This window comes from Nocardia seriolae NBRC 15557 (genome assembly GCF_007990715.1).
Classification (GTDB): Bacteria; Actinomycetota; Actinomycetes; order Mycobacteriales; family Mycobacteriaceae; genus Nocardia; species Nocardia seriolae.
The window spans coordinates 76,154-101,315 of sequence record NZ_BJWY01000010.1; the positions used below are offsets into that span (position 1 = coordinate 76,154).

20 protein-coding genes and 1 tRNA gene are annotated in these 25,162 nt (G+C 67.2%); 12 read left to right on the forward strand and 9 right to left on the reverse strand.

Translation table 11 applies throughout. The features are described 5' to 3' along the window. From NS2_RS05360 to NS2_RS05375, 4 genes are all read left to right on the forward strand, one after another. The gene (locus tag NS2_RS05360) at positions 1 to 1,437 is read left to right on the forward strand and encodes a molybdopterin-dependent oxidoreductase (RefSeq protein WP_158544116.1); all 1,437 of its coding nucleotides are present in this window, start codon (positions 1 to 3) and stop codon (positions 1,435 to 1,437) included. A 254-nt stretch (positions 1,438 to 1,691) separates the two neighbouring features. Next, complete coding sequence (locus NS2_RS05365; protein WP_036549180.1) at positions 1,692 to 2,822, forward strand: sensor histidine kinase; 1,131 nt, start codon at positions 1,692 to 1,694, stop codon at positions 2,820 to 2,822. Beyond that, positions 2,819 to 3,424: a response regulator transcription factor gene (locus tag NS2_RS05370; RefSeq protein WP_033086213.1), complete on the forward strand. Its 606-nt coding sequence runs from the start codon at positions 2,819 to 2,821 to the stop codon at positions 3,422 to 3,424. The genes NS2_RS05365 and NS2_RS05370 overlap by 4 nt, the downstream gene beginning before the upstream one ends. Before the next feature lie 115 nt (positions 3,425 to 3,539). Then, positions 3,540 to 4,250 carry a hypothetical protein gene (locus NS2_RS05375; RefSeq protein WP_197707846.1) on the forward strand — a complete coding sequence of 237 codons (711 nt, stop codon included), beginning with the start codon at positions 3,540 to 3,542 and terminating at the stop codon, positions 4,248 to 4,250. A 1,015-nt stretch (positions 4,251 to 5,265) separates the two neighbouring features. Here the strand turns inward: NS2_RS05375 and NS2_RS05380 are convergent. Both NS2_RS05380 and NS2_RS05385 read right to left on the reverse strand, forming a co-directional pair. After that, the gene (locus NS2_RS05380) at positions 5,266 to 5,955 is read right to left on the reverse strand and encodes a hypothetical protein (RefSeq protein ID WP_045436547.1); all 690 of its coding nucleotides are present in this window, start codon (positions 5,953 to 5,955) and stop codon (positions 5,266 to 5,268) included. A 404-nt stretch (positions 5,956 to 6,359) separates the two neighbouring features. After that, positions 6,360 to 8,363 (reverse strand): TPM domain-containing protein, encoded by a 2,004-nt coding sequence (locus tag NS2_RS05385; RefSeq protein ID WP_033086214.1) that lies wholly within the window; start codon positions 8,361 to 8,363, stop codon positions 6,360 to 6,362. A 61-nt stretch (positions 8,364 to 8,424) separates the two neighbouring features. Here NS2_RS05385 and NS2_RS05390 point away from each other — a divergent pair, with 61 nt between their 5' ends. From NS2_RS05390 to NS2_RS05405, 4 genes are read left to right on the forward strand one after another with little or no spacing between them, the layout of a single operon-like run. Next, the gene (locus NS2_RS05390) at positions 8,425 to 9,120 is read left to right on the forward strand and encodes an MBL fold metallo-hydrolase (RefSeq protein WP_033086215.1); all 696 of its coding nucleotides are present in this window, start codon (positions 8,425 to 8,427) and stop codon (positions 9,118 to 9,120) included. Between the two features lie 44 nt (positions 9,121 to 9,164). Continuing rightward, on the forward strand, positions 9,165 to 9,824 hold the full coding sequence (locus NS2_RS05395) for a YdcF family protein (protein WP_033086248.1): 660 nt from the start codon (positions 9,165 to 9,167) through the stop codon (positions 9,822 to 9,824). Between the two features lie 3 nt (positions 9,825 to 9,827). Further along, a complete protein-coding gene (locus tag NS2_RS05400; RefSeq protein WP_033086216.1) occupies positions 9,828 to 11,096 on the forward strand; it encodes a deoxyguanosinetriphosphate triphosphohydrolase in 1,269 nt (422 codons plus the stop codon). Positions 11,097 to 11,125: 29 nt separating this feature from the next. After that, positions 11,126 to 11,830, forward strand: coding sequence for a HalD/BesD family halogenase (locus NS2_RS05405; RefSeq protein ID WP_036549188.1), 705 nt, complete (start codon positions 11,126 to 11,128; stop codon positions 11,828 to 11,830). Between the two features lie 61 nt (positions 11,831 to 11,891). Here the strand turns inward: NS2_RS05405 and NS2_RS05410 are convergent, their stop codons facing one another. From NS2_RS05410 to NS2_RS05420, 3 genes are read right to left on the reverse strand one after another with little or no spacing between them, the layout of a single operon-like run. Then, on the reverse strand, positions 11,892 to 12,572 hold the full coding sequence (locus tag NS2_RS05410) for an energy-coupling factor ABC transporter ATP-binding protein (protein ID WP_033086218.1): 681 nt from the start codon (positions 12,570 to 12,572) through the stop codon (positions 11,892 to 11,894). Beyond that, on the reverse strand, positions 12,569 to 13,132 hold the full coding sequence (locus NS2_RS05415) for a biotin transporter BioY (protein WP_033086219.1): 564 nt from the start codon (positions 13,130 to 13,132) through the stop codon (positions 12,569 to 12,571). The genes NS2_RS05410 and NS2_RS05415 overlap by 4 nt, the downstream gene beginning before the upstream one ends. Positions 13,133 to 13,156: 24 nt before the next feature. Then, on the reverse strand, positions 13,157 to 13,747 hold the full coding sequence (locus tag NS2_RS05420) for an energy-coupling factor transporter transmembrane component T family protein (protein WP_063876854.1): 591 nt from the start codon (positions 13,745 to 13,747) through the stop codon (positions 13,157 to 13,159). Between the two features lie 212 nt (positions 13,748 to 13,959). On the opposite strand from NS2_RS05420, the gene dnaG reads away from it, so the two are divergent. Next, positions 13,960 to 15,876, forward strand: coding sequence for a DNA primase (gene dnaG / locus NS2_RS05425; RefSeq protein WP_033086221.1), 1,917 nt, complete (start codon positions 13,960 to 13,962; stop codon positions 15,874 to 15,876). Between the two features lie 130 nt (positions 15,877 to 16,006). On the opposite strand, the gene NS2_RS05430 is transcribed toward dnaG, so the two are convergent. After that, positions 16,007 to 16,252 (reverse strand): hypothetical protein, encoded by a 246-nt coding sequence (locus NS2_RS05430; RefSeq protein WP_033086249.1) that lies wholly within the window; start codon positions 16,250 to 16,252, stop codon positions 16,007 to 16,009. A gap of 187 nt (positions 16,253 to 16,439) precedes the next feature. Between NS2_RS05430 and NS2_RS05435 the strand changes: the two genes are divergently transcribed. After that, a tRNA-Asn gene (locus NS2_RS05435) sits at positions 16,440 to 16,512 on the forward strand. A gap of 125 nt (positions 16,513 to 16,637) precedes the next feature. Here NS2_RS05435 and NS2_RS05440 read toward each other — a convergent pair. Next, the gene (locus NS2_RS05440; RefSeq protein ID WP_033086222.1) at positions 16,638 to 17,447 is read right to left on the reverse strand and encodes a tyrosine-type recombinase/integrase; all 810 of its coding nucleotides are present in this window, start codon (positions 17,445 to 17,447) and stop codon (positions 16,638 to 16,640) included. Between the two features lie 819 nt (positions 17,448 to 18,266). Here NS2_RS05440 and NS2_RS05445 point away from each other — a divergent pair. Continuing rightward, positions 18,267 to 19,616, forward strand: coding sequence for an AAA family ATPase (locus tag NS2_RS05445; protein WP_261772263.1), 1,350 nt, complete (start codon positions 18,267 to 18,269; stop codon positions 19,614 to 19,616). Between the two features lie 45 nt (positions 19,617 to 19,661). On the opposite strand, the gene NS2_RS05450 is transcribed toward NS2_RS05445, so the two are convergent. Together NS2_RS05450 and NS2_RS05455 are read right to left on the reverse strand one after the other, a co-directional pair. Next, on the reverse strand, positions 19,662 to 22,898 hold the full coding sequence (locus NS2_RS05450; protein ID WP_033086224.1) for a DEAD/DEAH box helicase: 3,237 nt from the start codon (positions 22,896 to 22,898) through the stop codon (positions 19,662 to 19,664). Positions 22,899 to 23,014: 116 nt separating this feature from the next. After that, positions 23,015 to 24,259: a DUF6880 family protein gene (locus NS2_RS05455; RefSeq protein ID WP_143161402.1), complete on the reverse strand. Its 1,245-nt coding sequence runs from the start codon at positions 24,257 to 24,259 to the stop codon at positions 23,015 to 23,017. Between the two features lie 168 nt (positions 24,260 to 24,427). Between NS2_RS05455 and NS2_RS05460 the strand changes: the two genes are divergently transcribed. Then, a complete protein-coding gene (locus NS2_RS05460; protein WP_036552659.1) occupies positions 24,428 to 24,952 on the forward strand; it encodes a helicase associated domain-containing protein in 525 nt (174 codons plus the stop codon). Positions 24,953 to 25,162 lie beyond the last annotated feature (210 nt).

Consider the following 25,162-nt stretch of genomic DNA (forward strand, 5'->3'; position numbering starts at 1 on the left):
GTGGACGAGAAGAGGCGGCTGCTGGGGGCGGCGGCCGTGGGGTTGGGCGCACTCGGCGCGGGCGAGCTGCTGGCGGCGGCCCGGGGCGGTTCGCCGCTCGACGGTCTGGGGCGGCTGGCCGCCGACTACGCGCCGGTGCCGGTGGTGGAGACCATGGTCGCGCGGGCGGGCAGGCACGACAAGGAGATGACCCGCCTGGGCGTCGCGCTGGGCGGTGTCGCGGCGGCGGCCGGAATGGCGCTGCTGCCACCGCGATTGCGGACACCCGCGGCGGTCGCCTTCGGCGCCGGAACCGCGGCCGCGGCGCTGCGCAGCGCCGACCGGTCGGTGCCCGGCGCACTCGGCGGCCTCACCGCCGCGGCGGTGCTGCGTGCCGGACTGCGGCGGCGGCCGACCGGCTTCGGCGGCGAATTCCTCTGGGCGGCAGCGGGAACCGGCATGCTGGCCGCGGCCGAGTCGCTGCTGCGCCGCGACGACCTGCGCCACCGCGAGCAGGCCCGCCGGGTCGGGCCCATGGGCGCGCACGCACCGGTCCCCGAGGACGGCATCGGCATCGAGCCGGGCCTGACCCCGCTGATCACCGCGGCGGGCAAATTCTATGTGGCGGACGTGAATTCGCGGCCGCCCCGCATCGACCCCACCCAGTGGCGGCTGTCCATCGGCGGCAAGGTCGCCCACCACCTGCGCCTGTCCCTGGCCGACCTGGCCGAGCAGGCGGTCGAATTCGACGCCGTGATGGTGTGCGTGCACAACACGGTCGGGTCCCACCGCTGCGGCAATGCGCGCTGGTTCGGCGTCCCGTTGACCACCCTGCTCGAACACGCCGTCCCCGAATCCGGGGCCACCCGCCTGGTCACCCGCGCCGTCGACGGCTACACCATCTCCCTGCCACTGGAACCGCTGCGCACCGGCGAATGGCCCGGCTACCTGGTCATCGGCATGAACGGCGAAGCGCTGCCGCCCGAACACGGCTTCCCCGCACGGGTTTTCGTCCCCGGCATCTACGGCCAGTACACGGGCGCGAAGTGGATCACCGAACTCGAACTCGCCGACGACACCCACGTCGACTACTGGTGGAAACGTGGCTGGCCCGCCGAAACCCTCTGGGTCCGACCCGAATCCCGCATCGACGTGGCCACCTGCGGCCCCTCGGACTCCGGCAAGTTCACCGTGGCGGGCGTGGCCTGGGCCCCGCCCCACGGCGTCTCGGGCGTCGAACTCCGCATCGACGAGACGGAGTGGTTCCCCGTCGAACTCGGCTCCGAACTGGCCCCCGCCGCCTGGCGGCGCTGGCGCACCATCGTCGACCTCCCGCCCGGCACCCACACCATCCAGGCCCGCGCCATCAGCCGCTCGGGCGAGGTCCAGGACGCGGGGGAGCGCCCGCCCTTCCCGATCGGGCCTGGTGGTCTGCACACGGTGACCGTCACCGCCTGACCGGTCGCCGACCCGGCCATGACATCTGTCATGCGGGAGTGGTGACGGACGGGGGAAGCGCCCGGATCCCCGTCGGCCGACAGTAGGGGTATGAACCACCGGAATGGCTGTCACAGCTCGACGGGACTGCTGGAACGCCATCCGGCGGTCCCGCCGTCGCGGTCCGATCGTGCTGTTCGCGACGCATTATGTCGACGAGGGCCACGCTCATGTCGTCGGGAGCGCCGGTGCGAGGTCGGGTAGCGTCCGGCGCTGTGGACGAGGAAGACGAGGGCGTTCGGCGGCGGCGACGGTTCGGGGCATTGTTTTCGGCGGCATGGGTGGTCTATCTGATCGACCCGCTGCGCAAGGGCTGGGAGCTGGAGAATCCGGTGGCGCGGGGGTACACGCTCGCGGTGATCGTGGCCTTCGGCGTCGTGTATGTCGGATCGTATTGGTTCCTGGTGCGGGGGCCGGTGCGTCAGCCGTGGCCGCCGAGTCCGCAGCTGCGCACAGTGGTCTGGCCCTTGGCGCTACAGGTGGCGCTGATTCTCGCTGCGGCGGTGACCCTGCGCTTCGAGGTCACCGGGCTGGGTGTCTATCTGGCCTCCTATATCGGGTTCACCATGTCGGCGCGATGGGCGATCCCCATGGTGGCCGCGGTGATTCTCGCGGCGACCGTGATTCCGCAACTGGCCGTCGGGCACTCGCCGAACTACCCGCTCATGCAGTCGGTGGCACTGGCCGGTCTCGCGGTCGGCGGACTCCGGGTGATCCTCATGCGCAACCATCAACTGTATATGGCGCGCAAGCAGCTCACCGACCTGGCGGTGGCCGAGGAACGGTTGCGGGTGGGCCGGGACGTGCACGACATCCTCGGCCATTCGCTCACCGTCATCACGGTGAAAACCGAACTGGCGCAACGGCTCATCGACCTCGATCCGGAGCGCGCCAAGACCGAGATGGCCGATGTGGAGCGGCTCGCGCGCGAGGCGCTGGCGGGCGTGCGCACGACAGTCGGTGGGCTGCGCGAGGTTTCGCTGGCGGGGGAGCTGGCCAATGCCCGCACCGCCCTGAACGCCGCCGAAATCGACGCCGAGCTACCGGATTCCGACGAGCTGCCGATCCGCTACAGCGTGGTGTTCGGCTGGGTGCTGCGCGAGGCCGTCACCAATGTGGTGCGGCACAGCGGGGCCGGGCACTGCTGGGTGCGGGTCACCCCGACCAGCATCGAGGTGTCCGATGACGGTGTCGGCATACGCGATTCGGGCCGGGCCGGCTCGGGGCTGTCCGGGCTGCGCGAGCGGGTGCAGGCCACCGGCGGCACCCTCACCCTGACCGATCGACAAGAGGGCGGATTGCGGGTGCTGGCAAGCTTTCCGGCGACGAACAAGGAGCCGAAGTGATCAAACTACTGCTCGCCGACGACCAGGCCCTGGTCCGCGGCGCGCTCGCCGCGCTGCTGAGCCTGGAACCCGACCTGGACGTGGTCGCCGAGGTCGGACGCGGCGACGAGGTGCTGGCCGCGGTCGCGCGCACCGCGCCCGACGTGGCGCTGCTGGATGTGGAAATGCCCGGCCTGGACGGTATCTCGGCCGCTCAGCAGCTGCATGCCGCGCATCCGGAGGTGCGCATCCTCATGGTCACCACCTTCGGCAGGCCCGGCTACCTGCGCCGCGCCATCGACGCCGGAGCATCCGGATTCGTCGTCAAGGACACCCCGGCCCGCGAGCTCGCCGACGCCGTCCGCCGCGTCCACATGGGCCTGCGCGTGGTCGACCCGGCCCTGGCCACCGAGACCCTCACCGCGGGCACCTCGCCGCTGACCGCCCGGGAACGTGAAGTTCTCGCCGCGGCCGCCGACGGCGCGACCGCGGGCGCGATCGCCAAGCAGCTGCACCTGTCCGAGGGCACGGTCCGCAACCACCTCTCGGCCGCCATCGGCAAAACCGGCACCCGGACCCGCGCCGAGGCCGTCCGAGCCGCCGAACGGCTGGGCTGGCTCTGATCATCTGGGCCGGAACGGTGCCTCCCGGCGTCGTATCGCAATACAATTCGAACTGCTTCTCATTTCGTTCGAACTCGTGGAGTTTCGACTCTCGCGAGAGAGGGTGATGTCCGAGATGTTCATTGCGAGAATCACCGCGGCCCTGCTGGCCGTGGTCGCACTCACCGGGGCCCTGCTCACCACCGGGTCGGGAACATCCCAAGCCAGCCCGTTCTGCGTACCCGGCAACACACTGCAACCCACGGCGGAACTGTTCGCCACCACCAACACCGCCACCATCACCGACCCCGCCGACCCCCGCCTGAACGACCAGCTCTCCCTGTTCGAGACGGAAGTGAATCTCAACGCGCTCATGGAACTCGGCGTAGCGGTCGGCTCCGAGAAGGTCGACGGCGTCTTCTGGTCAGACCAGTCCCAGCAGATCACCTACGAGCCCGCCCGCCGCTTCGACCTGGCCTGCACCAGCAGCGAGAACCTCTGCTGGATAGCCGACGACCTGCGCCTCCGCCACAACCAGGAAGCCGTCCTCGGCATCGTCTACCTCCCCGAAGACAACGAACGCACCGACGGCTTCCTGATCCGCGTCCCCGGCGTAGACCGCACCCGCCTACACGACGCCCTGCTCACCGACTCCGCGGCCCGCGACCGCCTCGGCGGCGGCTCGATCACCGCCGACGGCACCCTGATCCTGGTCGCCAACCGCTCCGACCTCGCCATCGCCAAGTCCTTCATCGAAGGCCTCGGCGCGCAATGGGATCCATCCGCCGTCCGCTACGGCGACCGAGAACTCGTCACCGACACCTGCATCCAGGGAGTCCTCTTCTGACCACCGCGGTCGGTGACAATGGGCCGCAAGCGATTTGCCGTACAGGTCGTGGTGCTGATCGTCGTCACGCCAGAAATCGCTGATCCCCGACTGCTCACCCGCCGTGACTCCGTGTCGATCCGAACCATCGGCAGCTCCCGCCGCCCGGCCGCCAGCGCATCAACCCGATGCATCAACTCCCATGTCCTACAAAATCCAGATCACCCCACAGACCAGACTTCACCCCGCAACACGCATCTGACGCAACCCAACCGTTCCAACGAGTCCGCGACCCCCGCCGCCGAACACCCGCTCATGCCTGCAGTCCAGGATGCGCGGTGAGCATGCATCCCCGAACACAAACGTCGAGAAGGCGTGTACCCCAGTGCATTCTCGTGGCGATTCCGTCGGGTGGTCCGTCAGCCGGCAAGATCAGGGAGCTGTCAGCGAGGGGAAGTGGACAAATTTCCGCAGTGAGAGCTCCCTGATCTTGTACGGTGCGTACACCCGGGTGGCGCCGACTTGGCGATCTACGAACGCGCTATGCCGCTGGTCGCGCTGACTGGACCAGTCAGGGCCAAGCCGTAGTGCGCTTCTCGCTTCGGGCGATCGCGTCTTGTGGGGCGAGGTCTCGACCGCGGTCCGAGCGGTGTTTTACAAGGTCGACGACGACTGCATTCTGATTCGGTTCGTCGTCGATGGAAATCCCATCGGGCAGCCACCATCTCACCACCGGCCGCCTCCAGCACAGCTTCGACCGATTCCGGTGCTACACACCAGTGTCGGAGGTGTATCGGCAGGCTCTCGTATGGGTCATCGCCGGTACCCGATGAAGGGACCGGGGCACAGGGGTCCTGATCGGGTCGATCGGCCCACCAGTCGGCCTGCACATCCATGCGGAGCAGGTCCATCCCGAACGAGCCACCTGGCTGGCCTCGCGGGTCGGGCTGCACATCCTCGGCGAACCGCAGATGTCGGCGCTCTGATCCTGCCGATGACCGGTTGTCTGGCGAAGGCTTCTCTGAGATGGCTTCTGTCAGAAGCTGACCGGGATTCCGGAGATCGCGGCCTCTTCGGTCACGATTGCAAGGTCGATGTGAGGATTCAACCGATGTACGAGATCGGCCGTGATCGGTGCGCCCTCCATGATCGCGTGCAACGCAGCATGGTCAGGATCGGCCGGCAGATCGAAGTAGCGGCGGTAGTGGTCGGCCTTGGGCTCCGCGGACCAGTCGATGAGTTGGTCGAACAGCCAATCCGAGCCGTCGCCGTTCAAGTCCTCCTCATCGAGCTGAACGGTCTGGCCTGTCTGCCAACCGCTGTCGGTGGACAGTCGCCAGAGGCAGACGGTCATGGTCGGCTCCTCGTCGAACCGGAAGGCCGCATCGGTGACGTAGGTGTGAAAGGGCGCCGGGAGCCCGTCGGTCAGCCCCGGCCACAGCTCACCGGTGTCGCTCTGGCCGTAGGTGTTCAGCTCCGAATAGTGGTCGAACCCGCGCACGTACGTCCCGGCGCTGCTGAACACGATGGAGTATTCGTCACCGGCACCGTTGTCCATCGAGGCCAGCGATTCCCCGGGACGCCGGTCCTCGACGTAACGATACGTCCGAGTCGGATGAGCCGGTGCCATGCCGCCCAGCACACAATCGAGCAGCGCCAGCACACGGGACCTGCGCCGCAGTTGGTCAGGCGCCGGAAGTGCACGCAGTACAGCGATTTCAACCACCGTGCGACTGTAGCCATCGCAGCCGACACCGAAGCAGTGCCGAACACCGGCGATAGGCGCGCGCCCGCTACTGGCTGCTCATCGAACCGGTCGGCGGCGGGGGAGATCAATGGGCAGAGCATTGAACGACGCCCGGCAGTACGGGTTCGTGACGCCGGGACTGCGTAAGTCGGGCTTGTCGGGCTAGCGTTCGGCCGCCGACGACGTGGTTCTGGATAAGTTGTTGTCCGCGAGTCGGTTCGGAAGCTACAGTCTGCGCTGATCTCGCCTGAGGCGCGTTGGCCACCGGATGAGCGCGCCCGCAATTGTGGAGAGGGCAGCTGCCCGTTCGAGCCGGGCCGAGTCCGGAGGAGCCCGGGTACGGATCCGGGCTCCCTTGCGCCTGACTTGATCGAACGCGACGGTCAGAAGCGGCCGCCGCGGCTGATGCGGCGGGAGCCGTCGGAGCCGCCGAAGGAGCCGGGGCCGTAGCTGCCGCCTCCGCCGAAACCGCCTCCGCCGCTGCGGTATTGGTTGCCCATGCCGCGGAGCATGCCGTCGATGAGGATGCCGCCGAGGATGGCGTCGGTGGGGGAGCCGGATTGGGGGCCGGTGGTGAGGCGTTGTTGCTGGGTTTGCCAGTCGCGGACGGCTGCTTGGGCGGTCATGAGGGCTCGGGAGCCGAGTTCGGCGGCGCGTTGGGCGGATTGGAGGGCGGCGGCGGGGTCGGAGGTCGAAAGTTGTTCGGCCTGTTGCAGGCTGCGCTGGGCCTCGGCCAGGCGGGTGCGGGGTTCGGCGTCGATGCCGCCGCGGCGGGTGCTGATGAAATCGGCGGCGGCGTTGATCTGGCTGCGGGCGGCGGTCAGGGTTTGGTCGAGGCGGCGGGCGAGTTCCTCGGCGGCGTGCTTGCGGTCGGTGGCGGAGGCGATGGCCTGGTCGAGGGCGGTGTCGGCGGCGACTGCCTGGCGGAAGACGCCCAGGGGGTTGGTTGCCGCGTCGGCGGTGGCCTGGTCCAGCGCGGTGCGGGCGGCCGTTGTGGCCGTGGGTAATTCGGTGCCGCCGTGGACGGACAGGTCGGCGGCGGTGGCGAGGTCGCGGCGGAGTTCCTCGATGATGCCGGGTAGCCCGGCTCGCGCCTGGTCGATGTCGGTGGCGGCATTGTCCACCGCGTCGAGCAGGGTGCGGGCGGCGTCCACGGCGGATTCGGCGGACCGGATATCGGCGACGGCCGCGCCCTGCTGGCCGACGGGCTTCGCGACAGCGGCGCGGCCGTTCTCGATCGTCTGCTCCGCGAAGCCGATTCGCTCGGTCGCCATGGTCACGTTGTCGTGGATGGGGGCCAGCACCGAGGCCGGGTGTTCGGCGATCAGCTGGGTGAGGGTGGTCTGGGATTTGGGCAGGCGGGCGGTGAGTTCCACCAGGTCGCGGGTCAGCGCGTCGAGACGGTCACCGGCATTGATGAGCAGGTTTCGCATGGCGTCGAATTCGCTGACCTTGGCGTCGAGGTCGCGGTCGGCGCTGCCGCAGCTCGAGATGAGGTCGATGAGCATGCGCTGCTGCTGGTCCGGGGTCTCGGGGATGTCGTCGTCGAGCTGCTGGCGGATCGAGAACGCCTTGGCCAGCGCCCTTTTCGCGGCTTCCAGCGCGGCGGTGAAGGGTGCGGTGGTGGTGGCGCCGAATTCGTCGGTGGCCAGGCGCAATTCCTCGGTGCTGGTGCGAATCGCGTTGTCGGTGTCGACCAGCGTCTCCTTGGACAGGGCGTCCAGGATCACCAGCGGGAGGTCTTCCAGCGCGGCGGTATCGGTCGGATCCGTCTTGCGCGCGGACTCCAGCACCGCGTGCGCACGCCGGGTCTTGCGCCGTCGTGACCACACCCACACCGCGAGCACCACCAGCACCACGACCAGCGCCAGGATCAGCAGCGTCCCGAATCCGACCCCGCCGGAACCACTCATGGCCTGCGTCAGCCCGGTGGCCGCGGCCAGTCCGGCCCCCGCCCAATCCCCGGCCCGCAGCTTCGGCTCGACCTGGTCGACGAGCAGCGCGTCCAGTTCCTTGTCGCTGACCGCCGGTGGCAGTGTGCCCGTGAACGCGTAGGCGCGATCGTCCACCGCCACCGACAGCAGCACGTCCCGATCCCCGAATCCGGACAATCGGGCGGTCTGCTCGCCCCACGAATGCGAGTCCATCCCATTGAAATTCCGCACGTAGACCACCCACAGCCGCTCGTGGTCGCGCGAATACAGCGAGTCGATGGCCTGTTGCAGCTCGGCGGTCTGCCCGGGGTCGAGCACGCCCGCGTTGTCGGTCACATAGCTCGGCAGCCGCAGCGGCTCGTCGGCGAGCACGGGTGCTGCCCGCCCGCCGACCAGGGCCAAGGCCAGGAGCAATCCGGTCAGCACGAGGCACAGCTGCTTCGGTAGCCGCATCCTCTGAATCTAACTGTGGAACGCGGAGGGTCGGTTTCTTCTGCACACTGTGTCGGCCGCCATGACTACCATCGATCACGTGATCACGATCGATTCCCCCTACACGGGACACGTCGCCCCCGGCTCCAACCCGCAGCAGCGCGAGGTGCCGGGCGCCCGCATCGTGAAGATGTCCGTCGGCGGCATGGACAACAACGTCTACCTGGTGCAGTGCACCGCCACCGGTGCCACCGTGCTGATCGACGCCGCCAACGAGGCGGACCGGATTCTCGAGCTCGTCGGCCAGGAGGCCCCGGGTCGCGTGGAGCTCATCGTCACCACCCACCAGCATCGCGATCACTGGATGGCGCTGCGGGATGTGGTGTCGGCGACCGAGATTCCCACCGCCGCCCACGTCCTCGACGCCGATCCGCTACCCGTGAAGCCGGACCGCCTACTCGCGGACGGCGACAAGTTCCAGGTCGGCGAGCTCGAACTGGAGGCCATCCACCTGCGCGGCCACACCCCCGGCTCGGTCGCGCTGGCGCTGACCGACGGCGCGGGCCGCACCCACCTGTTCACCGGTGACTCGCTGTTCCCCGGCGGCGTCGGCCGGACGCTCTCGCCCGAGCAGTTCACCTCGCTGCTCGGCGATGTGGAAACCAAACTGTTCGACCGCTACCCGGACGACACCGCGGTGTACCCGGGCCACGGCGACGACACCACCCTCGGCGTCGAGCGCCCGCAGTTGCCCGAGTGGCGGCGACGCGGTTGGTGAAACTCCGGAACCGTCCCGTCGAGCCGGATTGGCTGGTTCGCGACATGACCGAACCCACGCCCGCGAGCGGCTGCGCCAGCGGCGTCTGGCGCTGGACACGGCGGCTGGTGCTCGGCGCGCTCGTCATGGGCCTGCTGGTGGTGGGCGGTACCGCCGTACGGGTCTGGCAGGTGGCCCGCATCGACGACTACACCCCGGCCGACGCCATCGTGGTGCTGGGCGCGGCCCAGTACGACGGCACCCCGTCCTCGGTGTTCCAGGCGCGACTGGACCAGGCCTACAAGCTGTTCCGCAAACAGATCGCGCCCATGATCGTCACCGTGGGCGGCAAACAGGTCGGCGACAACTACACCGAGGCGGCCTCGGGCAAGATCTACCTGGAGGACCGCGGCGTCCCCGGGGATCGGATCCTGGCCGTCGAAACCGGTTCCGACACCCTGCAGAGCGTGGAGGCGGTGTCGAAAGCCCTGCTGGCGCGGGGTAAGACATCGGTGGTGCTGGTCAGCGACCCGTGGCACTCGCTGCGCACCCGCACCATGGCGCGCGACGCCGGGCTGAAGGCCTGGACCGCGCCCACCCGCACCGGGCCCGCGGTCTACACGCGGGAATCGCAGGCGCACGGCATTTTCCGGGAGACCTTCGCGTTGTTGTGGTATCAGCTGACCCACTTCTCGGCGGATTTCAAATACACGGCGGATCAGTGAGCAATGAACGCGCGCATCGACTATGACCGGGTGTACACCGAGGCCGATCGGGAACGCATGGTGCCCGAAACCGAGCGGACCGCCGGATTGAGCTGGTCGCCGTGCCCGGCCCGGCGCAGCGAGTTCGCGCGGGATCGAGCGCGGGTGCTGCATTCCGCGGCGCTGCGGCGGCTGGCGGACAAGACGCAGGTCATGGGGCCGCGCGACGGTGACACCCCGCGCACCCGGCTGACGCATTCGCTGGAGGTCGCGCAGATCGGGCGCAGCATCGCCGACAGCCTGGGGTGCGATCCGGATCTGGTGGATCTGGCCGGGCTCGCGCACGATATCGGGCACCCGCCGTATGGGCACAATGGCGAGAAGGCGCTGGACCAATTCGCCGACAGGCACGGCGGTTTCGAGGGCAATGCGCAGAACCTGCGCATTCTGACCCGGCTGGAACCGAAGGTGATCGACGATCATGACCGCAGCTTCGGACTCAATCCGACCCGCGCCGCCCTGGACGCGGTCATCAAATATCCCTGGGGCAGAACGGGTCCGAACTCCAAGTTCGGTGCCTACGGCGTGGACATGGACCGCCTGGACTGGGTCCGCAAGGGCGCGCCGGAGCGCCGCCAATGCCTGGAATCGCAGATCATGGACTGGTCCGACGATGTCGCGTACTCCGTGCACGACGTCGAGGACGGGGTGATCGCGGGCCGCATCGACCTGCGCGCGCTGGCCGACCCGGTCGAGCAGGCGGCGCTGGCGGAACTCGGTGCGCGCCAGCACCCTTCGCTGACGGTCGACGAGCTGGTGGCCGCCGCCCAACGGCTCTCGGAAATGCCGGTGGTCGCCGCGGCCATCGAATACGACGGCTCCCTGCGCGCCTCCGTCGCCCTGAAGCGGCTGACCAGCGACCTGGTGGGCCGCTTCGCCACCGCCGCGGTCGAGGCCACCCGGGCCGGGTGGGGCGGCCGCCAATTGTCGCGCTACGCCGCCGATCTGGAAGTGCCGCGGGTGGTGGCCGCCGAGGTCGCCGTGCTCAAGACCATGGCGCTGCGCTACGTACTCTCCGACCCCATCCACCGCGTCCGCCAGGCCGGGCAGCGCGAACGCGTGCTGCTGGTCGCCAACCGGCTGCTCGAGGCCGCCCCGCACGGCCTGGACCGGCTGCTGCTGCCGTGGTGGGAGACCGCCGCCGACGACACCGCCCGCGTCCGGGTGATCGTCGACCAAATCGCCTCCTACACCGAGAGCCGCCTGGAACGCATCGCCGCCGCGATACCCTGATTCCGGCGAATTCAGCGGCAGGGGGCGCGATGACACGCGAGGTGGACGGCACTGTCGACCTGGACAGATATCCGCTGGACCGGCGGTCCGTGACGCGCCTGCGCGAGGTGATCGAGCGATCCCAGGCGGACTTCCTGGTCAGCGGCGTCACCGTGCGGCCCGAATTCCTGCGCCCCGCCGCGGTTACCGAGATGGCCGCGGATGTTTTGTCCGACGGGCTCGGTGACGCCATGCGTTTCGAGTACACCGTGGCCTACGACCGGATACCGGATTCCTCGCCGTTGAAGGCGCTCTACCACTGGGAGCCCTTGCGGCAGTTCGTGTCTCAGCTGGTGGGGGAGCAGGCGTACCGCTCGGCCGACGAACTGGGCGCGATGACGGTGCAGATCCACGAGAACGGGGACGTGCAGGACTGGCACTACGACATGTCGGATTACACGGTGATGCTGCACATTGTCGCGCCGGAGCGGGGCGGGGCGCTCGAATACATTCCGCTGCCGGGGGCTTTCATCGAGCGCGGGGGCGGGCTGCCGATGCGGCATCGGCATTTGGTGAAGATGCTGCCGACGGTGCCGGGGATGTTGGTGCTGCATGCGGGGCGGCGGTCCCGGCATCGGGTGACGCCGGTGCAGGGGGAGATTCCGCGGGTGAGCGTGCACATGGCGTTCAATGCGCGGCCGGGGCAGCGGTTGAACGCGCATGTGCGGCGGCATCTTTTCGGGCGCGAGGAGTGAATCGGCTGGCGGTCTGCCCGGTCAGTTCGCAGTCTGCCCGGTCAGTTCGCGGTGTGCCCGTTCAATTCGCGGTGTGCATGGCCACGTAGAAGGGGATGGTGTCGGCCGGCGGGCCGTCCGCGACGAGGCGGCCGTCGTCGAAGACCAGCACACGGTCGAAATCCGTCAGCAGCTCCAGGTCGTGCGAGACGACGATCAGCTGCTGCGGAAGTTCGTGCAGCAGACCGGAAATGCGGCGCTTGTTGCGCAGATCCAGCAGGGTTGTCGGCTCGTCGAAGACGACGTACTTCGGCCGGACCGACAGCACGGCGGCAATGGCCAGCAGCTGTTTCTGGCCGCCGCTGAGCAGATGCGCTGGATGGTCGCGGAATTCGGTAAGGCCGTACTCGGCGAGGGTCGCGTCGACGCGGTCGGCGATCTCGGACTTGGCGACGCCGTGGTGCTTGAGGCCGAACGCCAGATCCTCGGCGACCGTCGGCATGACGATCTGCACGTCCGGATCCTGGAAGACGAATCCGACCAGCTTGCGAACGGCCTTGCCCTGCTTGCGGGTATCGAGGCCGTCGACGCGGACCTCGCCGTCGGTGGGCACCTGGAGGCCGTTGAGCAGGCGCGCGAAGGTGGATTTGCCCGAGCCGTTGGAGCCGATGACGGCAATCCGGTTCTCGCGCAGGGTCAGATCGAGGTTCTTCAGCACCTCGCGCTCCCCGAAACGGTGGGCCACGCCCTCGATCTCGATCATGCGCGATCGCGAATCACGCGGTCCTCGATCATCGGATAGGCCCGGCGGACCGCCACCGCCGCCAGGGATCCGATGACGACCTTCACGATGTCACCCGGGATGAACGCCACCGACGTGGTGATGGCCTTGCCGAGCGAGATGTGCGCGGCCGCCGCCATCCACGGAATCCCGATAGCGTACAGCACGATCGCGCCGCCCAGGAAGTTGATCGGCAGCGCGAAGTAGATGTTGTAGCGCCGCCACACCAGCTCGGTGAGGAAGCCGATCACGAACGCGCCGATCGGATAGGCGATCACGAATCCACCCGTCGGGCCCATGATCACCGACAGTCCGCCGCGCCCGCCCGGCAGCACCGGCAAGCCGATGAAGACCAGCACGTCGAACAGCAGGATGGCCAGCGCCCCGCGCTTCGCGCCCAGAATCGACCCGGCCAGGATGACGCCCAGAGTTTGCGAGGTGAACGGCGCGAACGCTCCCGGCAACTGGATCAGCGGGAAGAAGCCCAGAACCACCATGATTGCCGCGAACAGCGCGATCTGCGCCAAATCCCTACTACGCACCGAGGCATCCTAAATGGCGACTGGTCAGTCCAGTCCGCGGGCATCGAGGGCCTCACCGACACCGTCGGCCACGCGCAGTGTGCGGATCAGTAGCGGGACCAGGAAGACCGTGCTGCGTTCGATGCCGCGGGCGCGCTGTGCGGCGCGCACCAATTCGGCTTGTTCGCGGATGACCGGTATGAACCGGATGGTCATGGCGACCAGCAGGCCGACGCGTTCGGGCCGGACACCCAGGGGTTTCAGCGGCCGCAAGACCCGCTCGACGGTGTCGATCATGGCCGAGGTGCGTGTGGTCAGCGTCACCAGATTCGCCAGCAGAACCAGGGTGAGCAGCCGTTCCCCGACCAGAATCGCGCTCTGCCACCCGGTGAAGATCACCTGCGCCAGCATGATCAGCGCGAGGAACGGCGCGAGTCCCAGTACCTGCCGCCCGGTGGTCCGCCACGGAATGCGAGCCAGCCCATACAAACCCAGCACCACCGCGAGTGCGACAGCCAGCCACACGATCGACGGCACGAAGAACAGCGCCGTGCCCGCGACCGCCAGCACCAGCAGTTTCGTCCCGGCGGGCACGGTATGCACCGGCGTCCGGGCGTCGTGGTACAGGCTGAGCACCGCTAGATCCTGGCAGTTCGGTTGCATGGTTGGTCGTTCGGGTCCGGACGACTGATTTCGTTGCGAGCGGGGTAACTCGTCGGGACGTCCAAAATAGGTTCGCCATCTGACCGCCGGTCCGCATATGGGGCGGTGAACGGCTCTCTGCCGGGCGCCGAGGCACGGAGAGGCGGGGGAGCGCGTGTCGGTTGCGCGGGGCTAGACTCGCTGCCGTGGCAGGCCGTATTCCGGACCGCGATATCGCGGCGATTCGTGAACGTGTCCGGATCGAGGATGTCGTGGGTGAGTACGTCACCCTCAAACGTGCCGGTGCCGACTCGATGAAGGGCCTGTGCCCCTTCCACGACGAGAAGTCCCCGTCCTTCCACGTCCGTCCCAATCACGGTGTGTTCCACTGCTTCGGTTGCGGCGAGGGCGGCGACGCGTTCGCGTTCCTGCAGAAGCTCGAGCACATCGGCTTCGTCGAGGCCGTCGAGCAGCTGGCCGACAAGGTCGGCTACAAGATCACCTACGAGGGTGGCGGCACCTCGGTCCAGCGCGATCGCGGCACCCGCGCCCGCCTGGTCGCCGCCAATGCTGCCGCGCACGAGTTCTACATGGCGCAGCTCGGCGAACACCAGGCCGAGGCCGCCCGCAAGTACCTCACCGACCGCAACTTCGACCACAACGCCGCCCGCCAGTTCGGCTGCGGCTACGCCCCCGGCGGCTGGGACACCCTGACGAAACACCTGCTGCGCAAGGGTTTCGACTTCAAGGAGCTGGAGGCCGCGGGCCTGTCCAAGCAGGGCCAGCGCGGCCCCATGGACCGCTTTAACCGCCGCCTGCTGTGGCCCATCCGAAATCTCGGCGGCGAGGTCATCGGTTTCGGCGCGCGCCGACTCTACGACGACGACACCATGACCGCCAAGTACATCAACACCTCGGAAACGTTGCTGTACAAGAAGTCCCAGGTGCTCTTCGGCCTCGACCACGCCAAGCGTGAGATCGCCAAGGGCCATCAGGCCGTCGTAGTCGAGGGCTACACCGACGTTATGGCCATGCACCTGTCCGGCGTCAAAACCGCGGTCGCCTCCTGCGGCACCGCCTTCGGCGACGAACACCTCGCGATCCTGCGCCGCCTGCTCATGGACGACAACTTCTGGCGCGGCGAGATCATCTACACCTTCGACGGCGACGCCGCCGGCCAGGCCGCCGCGTTGAAGGCTTTCTCCGGCGACCAGAAACTGGCAGGCCAGACCTACATCGCCGTCGCCCCCGACGGCCTCGACCCCTGCGAACTCCGCCAGCGCAACGGCGACGGCGCGGTCCGAGACCTGGTCGCCCGCCGAGTCCCGTTGTACGAGTTCGTCATCCGCGGCCTACTCGCCGAACACAACCTCGACTCACCCGAGGGACAGGTCGAGGCGCTGCGCCGCGCGGTCCCCGTGGTGTCGCAGATCAAGGACTTCGCCCTCCGCAAGGCGTACGCCACCAAACTCGCGGGCTGGGTCGGCTGGGACGACATCCAGCAGGTCGTCCGCCGCGTCGGCGACGAGGCCCGCAAGGGCGCCCGCACCGGCACCAAACCCGGCATCCCCGAACGCCAAGCCCGCCCCGAGGTCGCCGAACACCCGGCAGCCCGCCCCAACCCCCACGACCCCACCCTGCTCCCGCAGCGCCAAACCCTCGCCGCCGCACTGCAATACCCCGCCTTCGCGGGCCCCGTCTTCGACTCCCTCGAGCCCGAAGCCTTCACCCACCCGGCCTACGTGGCCGTCCGCGCCGCCATCGTCGAAGCGGGCGGCACCGCCAGCGGCGTCACCGGCGCCGAATGGGTCACCATGGTCGCCGACAACACCGACGACCTCACCATGCGCGCCCTGGTCTCCGAACTGGCCGCCGAGCCGCTCCCCGTGAAATCCGCCGACGACATCCCCCGCTTCGTCACCGGCGTCCTGGCCCGCACCCAGGAATCCTGGGTGGGCCGCCAAATCGCGGAGCTGAAGTCCAAACTCCAGCGCATCTCCTCCACCGAACAACCCGACGCCTACATGGCATTGTTCGGCGATCTGGTCGCATTGGAGCAGTACCGGAAATCTCTTCTGACCCAAGCCATGGGCAACTCGGGCGACTTCGCAGTCGGCAGCTGACCCACCGACTGTTAATCGGCAGGTTCCCGGTTTCAACTTCAGGTGGCAGGCGGCGCAGCCCGCCGTCCTATCGCCGGGGTGTGGGGGCGCAGCCGCTACAAGGGGGGGCAAGGGGCAACGCCCCAATCCCTCAGCGGCGCAGCTGATCCTGCGGCACGAGGATGGTGGTGCGCTCATCCAGCGGCACCATCGGTTCCAGCTTCGGCTGGGTGCTCAGCTTGTCCGAGAGCTTCTGCCGCCCCATCATCACGACCTTCCGTGTGACCGGGCTCTCGCTGATCGCGCGGGTCGTCTTACTGATCTGCTCATACCGAGCCCGCCCGGCCTTAGCGCCCAGCACGTACCCAGCCGCCACACCGATGATCAACCGCAGCATCCCGAGAAGCTCCTCCCATAGACCATTCCGCCCCCACATCCTGCCCGACCCCACCCCACCCTGTCGATCCGGCACCCCGTGTCCGCCCCGCCCATGTTCCCGCAGGTAGAGCCGCGATTTGGGAACTGTACAACCGATACGCTAAAGTTTTCTCCGGCCGGTCCGGAAGGGCCAGCCAGGGAAACAATCCCCTATAGCTCAATTGGCAGAGCAGCCGACTGTTAATCGGCAGGTTTCTGGTTCGAGTCCAGATGGGGGAGCTTCGGAATTGCCTCCGACCAGGGAATATGAATTTCCGGGTCGGAGGCTTTCATCGTGGTGGGGTCGAAAAGGTCCGTGATTGGTCCATGATCGAATGGTTTTCGGCTGGTCGGGAGCGGTGTGTCTATCCGCTGGTTGGTTCCAGTGCTGTTCGGTTGTCCACGTGCTGGTTGCGGGCTGCGTAGTAGCGTGCGACGACGAGGGGTGAGTCGCCGAGTTGTGCGGCGGCTGCTTCGATGCCGTTGATGTCGCGGATGTCGGTGGCGACGCGGTGGCGGATCTGGGTGGGGGTGACGGCGGCGAATTCGTCGGTTCGGACGGTGCGCCAGAGGCGTCCGAAGTTGTTGGGGCTCCATCCTTTTCCTGTTCGGGAGGGGATGAGGAGGTTGTCTTCAGAAGGGATGCCGTAGGCGAGCAGTTCGTGGATTGCTCGTATTCCTCGGGAGGAGAGGGCCAGGCGGCGAATGCCTTTCGATCCGGTCTTGAGACCTGGCTGCCAGCGCCAGCCGCGGCCCTTGCCTTGGTTTTCGAGTTTGCCGCGGATCCAGATGCCCGGGGTCGGGACGTCGAGTTCGACGTCGTGGATGCGTAAGCCGAGCAGTTCGCCGGGGCGGACGCCGGTGTCCAGCAGCAGCTGGATGGTCCAGTAGATGCGTGCGTCGCGGGTGGTGCCGCCGTGGCGTGCGGGGCGGCCCGGGATGGCTTTGTCGTGGCACCAGGTGTCGACTTGGCGGAGGAAGCCGTCGAAGACGTTGTGCGGCAGGGTATGTGGTTCGTCGAGTCGGCGAGCGGGACGCAGGGTGGCGTCCATTGGATTGTGGTCGATGGCGCCGTGGCGGCGAGCGGTGTCGAACATGCCCGACAGGATGATCCAGTGTTGGGTGGCTTTGGCGGTGTGTCCGCGTTCCATGAGCGTGATCATGTATTCGTTCATCCGCGCTGTGGTCGCTTCGCGGATGGTCAGGGACCCGATGGAGGGTTTGATCTTGATTGCGTCGCGTCGGGCTCCTCTGCCGTGGGCGCGGTCGAGTTGATACTCGTAGATCGTGAGGGTGCCTGCGGCGAGGTGGCCGCGCAGTTTCCGTTTCGGCCAGCCAGATGTCGGCGAGATCCGTCAGTCGGGTGGTCGGTTTCACGGTGCGGCTGCCGGGATTGCTGCCGATCCACTCGGTCGCGGCCTTGCGGGCCTTCCACGCGGCTTCGCGTTCGGTGCGGCCGGTTCGTCTGGGCTTGCGGTAAATGCCGAGGTTGTTGCGGCACAGCAGTCTAGCTTCGTAGCGTCCGTCAGGGAGCGGTCGGATGCCGGGCTGTCCGATGGTGCCGGGTTGGAGTGCGGGATTGGACATTCGTGCTGCGTAGCACCTGTTCCGGTCGCATGGCAACGAGCCGAACGGTGCCCTCGCATCCGGGCTGGTCGGTCGGGTTGTTTGGCCCTCCCAACTCCTAGATGGTCATGATTTATGTAGACACGATCTACGTAGATTGGATCTACATGATCGCTTTCGTGCACAAAGATCGCGTTCCATGAGCGTGATCATGCACTCCAACCTGGATGCCCCGAGCCCCCCGGCGCTCCAACTGTAGAAGTGTACTTATTAGAAGTATAGTTCTATTCATGGCAGCCTTGGTGAAGCCGGACCGGGTGTTCGACCGCGATCGCGAGTGGGACGGGTTGGTGCGGTTCGCGACGTCGTCGAGTCCGGATGTGCGGTTGGGGATCGTCAGTGGGCGGCGGCGGCAGGGCAAGACGTTCTTGCTGGACGCGCTGGCCGACGTCGTCGGCGGTTTCTTCTTCACCGCGACTGATGCGACCGAGGTCGAGGCGCTGGAAGGCTTCGGTGCGGCGGTCGCCGCGTACGCGGGTGGTGGCCGGTATGCGTTCCGAGACTGGGACGAGGCGCTCGAGCGGCTGTTCGCGGTGGTCGGGGATGGACTGGTCATCATCGACGAGTTTCCGTATCTGACTAAAGCGAGTCCGTCGTTGCCGTCGGTGTTGCAGCGCGCGCTCGATCCCCGCGGCTATGCACGGCGGGCGGGTTCGCGGGTGTTGTTGTGCGGGTCGGCGATGTCGGTGATGGGAGGGTTGCTGGCAGGCAGTGCGCCGCTGCGGGGGAGGGCGAGTCTGGAATTGATCGTCAAGCCGCTCGGATATCGTGAGGCGGCTCGGTTCTGGGGACTCGATGATCCGCGCCTGGCGGTGCTGGTGCACGCGATCGTTGGCGGGACGCCGGCGTATCGGCGTGAGTTCGTTGCGGGCGATGCTCCGGAGTCGTTGGAGGACTTCGATTCCTGGGTGCTTCGGACGGTGCTCAATCCGCAGGTGCCGTTGTTCCGGGAGGCGAGGTATCTGCTGGCGGAGGAGACGGAGATTCGCGATGTGGCGCTATATCACGCGGTGCTGGGCGCGATCGCGGGCGGGCACACGACACGTGGCGGTATCGCGAACACGATTGGTCGCAGTTCCACCGATATCGGGCATCCGCTGTCGGTGCTCGAGGACGCGCAGTTGGTGATTCGGGAGGGGGATCCGTTCAATCGGGGCAAGTCGGTGTATCGGGTGGCCGAACCGCTGATCGTGTTCTATGAGGCGATCATGCGGCGGGAATGGACCCGGCTGGAACGCGGGAATCCCGAAGCGGCATGGCGTAATTCGCGTGCGACGTTCCTATCGCAGGTGGTTGGCCCTCACTTCGAGGGGATCTGCCGGGAGTGGGCGATGTCGGTGGAATCGGAGGTGTTCGGTGATCTGCCCGGTCAGGTGGCCGCCGCGACGGTCAACGATCCACGGGACAGGAAACAGATTCAGATCGACGTTGCGGTGCTGGCACCGGAGGAGACCGATCGGCCGCGACGCATTCTGTCGCTGGGCGAGGTGAAATGGGACCGGACGATGACTCTCGGACATGTCGACCGCTTGCGCCGAGCGCGAGAATTGTTGGCGGCCAAAGGTTACGACACCAGCCAAACCATTCTGACCTGCTACAGCGGGGCGGGATTCGACGAGAACCTCCTGGCTATCGGCACCAGCCCGGGGCAGCCGCAGAAACAGGCCGACAGTCCGATGCTGGTCGACCTCGACACGATTTACGCCGGGTTGCGGTGACACCCTGAGCCCGCCGCGCACCTGCACGAACTGTCGGCCACGGTGCTAGTCGAACAGCGCGCGGATGTCCGCAGCGTCCAGTTGGCCGGCGAAACCTCCACCGGCGTCGTCGAAGACGCCGTCGAACAGTGCGGCCTTGCGTTGTTTGAGTCGCATCACCTTGTCCTCGATGGTGTCGTTCGCGATCAGTCGGTACACCAAGACGGTGTTGGTTTGTCCGATGCGGTGGGCGCGGTCGACGGCCTGGGCCTCGGTCGCGGGGTTCCACCAGGGATCGAGCACGAAACAGTAATCGGCCTCGGTGAGGTTGAGTCCGAATCCGCCGGCTTTGAGGCTGATCAGGAAGACCGGGGCGGTGCCGCCGCGGAAGCGTTCGATGGCTTCGGCGCGTTTGCGGGTGCGGCCATCGAGATAACTGTGGGCGATGCCTTCGGCGTCGAGCCGGTCTCGGACGCGGGTCAGGAATCGGGTGAACTGGCTGAATACCAGTGCGCGATGCCCGGATTCGGCCACCTCGCGCAGATGTTCCAGCAGCGCTTCGAGTTTGGCCGATTCGACGGCGTCGTGCTTGTCGTCGACCAGGCCTGCGTGCAGGCTGAGCTGCCGCAGCGCTGTCAGCGAGGTCAGGATGGTGAGGCGGTTGCGGTCGACGTCGTCGAGCAGGCCGAGGACCTTGCGTCGTTCGTGCTGTAGCCGGGTTTCGTAGATCTTGCGGTGGCGGGGCGAGAGGTCGACGTGCAGGGTCTGCTCGAGTTTCGGGGGCAGCTCGGGGGCTACCTGTTCTTTGGTGCGGCGGCGCAGCAGGGGAGCGATTCGCCGTTGCAGCCGCGCCAAACGGTCGGTGTTTCCGCCCTTTTCGATGGGGGTGGCGTAGTAGTCGCGGAATTTGACCGGATGCGGGAACAGGCCGGGCGCGACGATGGACAGCAGTGACCACAGTTCCATCAAGTTGTTCTCCATCGGGGTGCCGGTGATCGCCAGCCGGAACGGGGCGTCGACGCGGCGGGCGCACTGATGGGTCTTGGCCTGACGGTTCTTCACGAATTGGGCTTCGTCCATCAGCAATCCAGACCAGGATCGTGCCAGGTAGGAGTCGGCGTCCAGGCGCAGCAGGGTGTAGGAGGTGACGATGACCTCGGCGGTGGCGGCGATGTCGTCGAGGTCGCGGCCTGAGCGGCGCAGCGTGTCGGTGAGTGCGGTGACGCGCAGGGCGGGCACGAACCGCGCGGCTTCGTTGACCCAGTTGGGTGCCACGCTGGCGGGTGCGACGATCAGCCACGGTGGCGCGTCGGGATCGTGTTGGCGGGCATGGCAGATGAGCGCCAGCGCCTGCACGGTCTTGCCAAGTCCCATGTCGTCGGCCAGGATTCCGCCCAGGCGATGGCACCACAGGAATGCCAGCCAGGCGAACCCCTCCAGTTGATAGTGGCGCAGTTCGGCGTTCAAACCCGTCGGGGTGGGGGGATTGTCGATGGCGGTCGTGTCGAGCAGTCCGCGTACCTGCTGTTGCCAGTCGGCGGCTTGCCAGCCGATGACGCCGAGTTCGGTGAGTTCGTCCCAGAACCCGGCCTGGTATCTGCTGATGCGCAGGCGATCCGGAGTCGCGTCGTGCAGTGCGCGGGCTTCCTCGATGAGTGAACGCAGTGTCCGCAGCTCGGGTCGGTCGAGGGTGAAATAGGCACCGTCGGGCAGGATCATGTGGGTCTCGTCGGCGCACAGCGCGGTGAAGACGTCGCGGAACGGCACGGGATGGGATTCGACCGAAATGGTGATGTTCAGGTCGAACCAATCGGTGCCGGAGTCGGCGGCAGCTGTGGATACCTCGATGACCAGGGAGTCACCGGCGTCGCGGTAATCGGTCGCCGCGCCTTGTATTACGACGCGGACGCCGGGGTGCTCGCGTAGCGGCGACAGCACCTGGGTCATGAAACGCAGGGTGTCGGTGCCGGTGAGTTCGGCGGTTGCCGATCCTAGGACCGATGGCTGCAACCGCGCGAGGTCGGCGTCGCGGAAATCCACCGGTAACTCGGTGATCAGAATCTGCTCGACCGCGCTGTCGCGGAACTCGTGACCGGATCGGCTGTCGAGGGGCACCAGGTGAGGGTCGTCGGCGATGGAGTACTCCCACTGCCAGCGCACCTGCACGGTGTGGTCTCGTCCGCAGCCGAGCTCCAATATCAAGATCGGTCCGGAAATGGTTGGTGCGTCGAATGTTTCGCTGTCGGCATCGATCATGTGGCGTAAGCGCGGGTAATAGCCGGTGAGCAGGAGATTCCGGTCGCTCGCGGGTACGCGCAGCCCTGTCCGGGCGTACAGCGCGGGATGCGACCGTGCCGGGGCCGGAGGATCGAGCCGAGCCAGTCGGAATCGCTCATCCGGATCGGTGGGGTCGGTGTACACGACCCCGTGGCCGCCGGCTCCGACGAACGACAGCGGCGTCACCTGACGTTCCCCCACCCGGATCACGGGCGTGATCGTCACATCCCCGCCATCGTCGGCGACCTGCAGTTGGTATCGGCCGTGCGCGGGATTCTCCTCGAGTGGTCGTTTGCCGTGGACGAGCGGAATTCCGGCGTCGTGGGCGGTGGCCAGCATCATCCACAGGGCGGGACTGTCGAAAGCGGCGAGGTTCACGGTTTTTTCGGAGCCGTAGCCATAGTGGCCGTACCGCCCTGAGCTCAGATACAGCCCGTACAACTCCCGCAGGATCCGCAAGTGATCGGGTGCGAAACGCCGCCCGTCGGGTGCCTGCGCGTATCCCAGGTTGGACCAGTTCAACTTGCCCGCTACCCATCCGGTCTTGCCGGTGTGCGCCGGGCGCAGTGTGGCCGTGACCGAGGGGCCGGGTCCCGAGGTGTCAGGGCGGCGCCGTGTCACGTTCAGCTGCAACGCCAATGGGGCGGTGTCGGTGTCCTGGCGGTCGGGCAGCAGATCGCCGAGCGCGGTCTCCCACGACGGCCGTGCGTCCATCGCTGCGGCCGACGCGGGCATGCATGCGGTGATGGCCAGGGCCACAGCGTGTTTGCAGTGATATCCGACCGGGCAGGTGCAGTCGGAATCGACCACCTCGAGCACGCCCCGGCGTCGGGCGAACCGGATGGTCGAAACGTAGGCGTTGTAGTGGGATCCCTCGACTTCGCCGACCAGTTCCAGCTCGGCGGGGAACCATTCGGCCGAGGTGACACGGCCTTGCTCCGCATATTTCAGTCCGCGCTGAAAGGTCCGGTCGTCGAATACGTTGTCCAGGCTGGAGTCGGCGACCACCAGCAGAGGGCTTGCCACGTATTGGCACTCTAATCGTTTCCCGAACCGCTGGATCATCTACCGTCCGGTAAGCGGCCACGGTTGCGGGAACGGCGTGCAGCAGCTGCACCGTTATCGAAACCGGTCGGTCCGGGTCAGAATCCGGTGCGGTCGAGTTTCGCGATCAGCGAGGTCTTGCGCTTGTGGCGGTCTCGCAACTCGGCCTGGTAGCCGTCGAAATCGGTAGATTTCCCGGCGGCTCGGTAGGCGCCGCGGAGCTGCCGCAGCAGTTTGACGGCGCGATCGTAGCGGTGTTTGTCGCGGTCGTCGGTCAGGCGATTCTCGATCAGCCGTTGTAGCGGCGCGATGACCTCGGCTGGGTGGTCGGGCTGGCGCAATTCGATCAGCTGGCGCCACCGGGATTCGTACAGGCTGTCGGGATGCTCGCCCGCTACCTGCCAAGCCTGGTCGAGGTCGTCCTCGTCGAGCAGGAGGACGGTGATCAACTCGTCGGCGTAGCCGGATTGTTCCGCGACAGCGGTGTAAAGGCGCTCGATCGCTGTGCCTCGCAGTCCATCCCATTGCTCGAGCATCGAAGCCGTGCGGCGCAGGTCGGCGTAGTTGCGGCGGGTCGGATGCTGATCGAACACCTTTCGCCGCAGGTCCATCGCCTCGGTGGTCGCTCCGCGGCGTAGCAGCAGATCCACGTAGACATCCCGCAGCTTGGCGACGTCCTCGGGTATGCCCCGCTGACCCAGGCCACGTGCTGCCCACTGTTCGGCGTCGGGGTGGCGGTCGGCCGCGGTGAACGCGTCGACGATCTTGAGGTATTGCGTGGCCGAGTGCAGGGATTCGGCGAGCACGGCGACATACTCGTCGACGTCGCCGGAGGTCTCGGCGAGTTGCTCGCGCATGATGCGAATTCCGAATGCGTCGCATCCGTACGGATCCGGGTCGGCCGCTGTGGCGCGGTCGGCAAGCAGGCGAGCGATCTCGCGGCGGCCCCGGTCGCCGAGTGCATCGGCGTAGTCGCGTAATTCGAAGTCCGGCCATCCGGGGCCGTCGAGGCGCAGCTTGACCAGCCACGTCGCCAGCCGTTTCGCGTCCGGTGGCGCAACCATGCAGGCGTGGGCGTGTACGGCCATGAGCCCGCGCAGATTGTCTCCGACGATGCCGGCGGAGTCGTCCATGTACATCAGCGTTGCGGTCACCCTCTCCACCGCTCGCTGCAGCAAGGCTGGCACTGCGGTCGGTTCGGTGCCGATCAACTCGTGACATGCCACCGCGACTTCGTTCGCGCGTGCGGAGTACTCGCGCCGATCGTGGTACGGGTGGGTGCGCCGGTCGCGGCGCAGGCCGTCGATCAACCGGCGAATCCGTTCCACTTCGTTTCTGACCACCGCGCTATTCAACCCGCACCACCGTCGTCAGATGTGAAGCGGCCCCTTGTGCCCGATGCTTCTGCGGCGTGTCGAACGTTCGATGGCGGGTGCCGACGCGGTACGAATCGTCCGGCTGCAAAAGTGCTGGGGACAGGCTGATCGTCGTCGACGAGATTTCGGAGGGACGTGGGTACCAGCGAGCAGGAACAGCAGCAGCGGTGGAAGCAGTGGCTGGACGCTCTGGCCGAATACCGGGATGCCCATGGGCACACCGATATTCCGTCGACGTTCGTCACCTCCGACGGCCGCAAGCTCGGGAAGTGGCTGGCGCACTGCCACCGCAGGCACCTGCAAGGCCGGCTGCCCGCCGACCTGGCGGCCGACCTGATCGCGCTGGGGGTGGACCTGAGCAACCGGAAACGGCATTTCACCACCGCCGACGAGCAGACCTGGCAGCGGCGGTTGGACGCGGTGCGGGCCTATCGGGACGAGTACGGCCACACCAGGATTCCCCACAACTACCGCAGCCCCGATGGGGACAAGCTCGGAAACTGGTTGATCCGGGTGCGGTCGGAGGCGCACGTCGCCAAACTGCCCGCCGACAGAATTGAGTTGCTGCGCGCCGCGGGTGTGGAGATCCGGGACCCGGAGTTACCGCCGATCGAGCAGGAACGCTCTTTCGCTCTGGCACGCGATTCGATGATGCCATGAAATCTGGTGTTTACGAACGGGTTTCACGCGTTGATCTAAGTCCTGTACCCAGAGGGTCGTCTCGAGATCCGCTACGATGGTGTGGAATCCGGCGGCAGGTGAAACGCGACTCGCCCCCGCGAAGACTCACCGCTCAGCCTGCAAGACGCCGGTATGTATCAGATCGATTGAGATAGGACACCGGCGATTGCTGATCGATCGCTAGTGTCC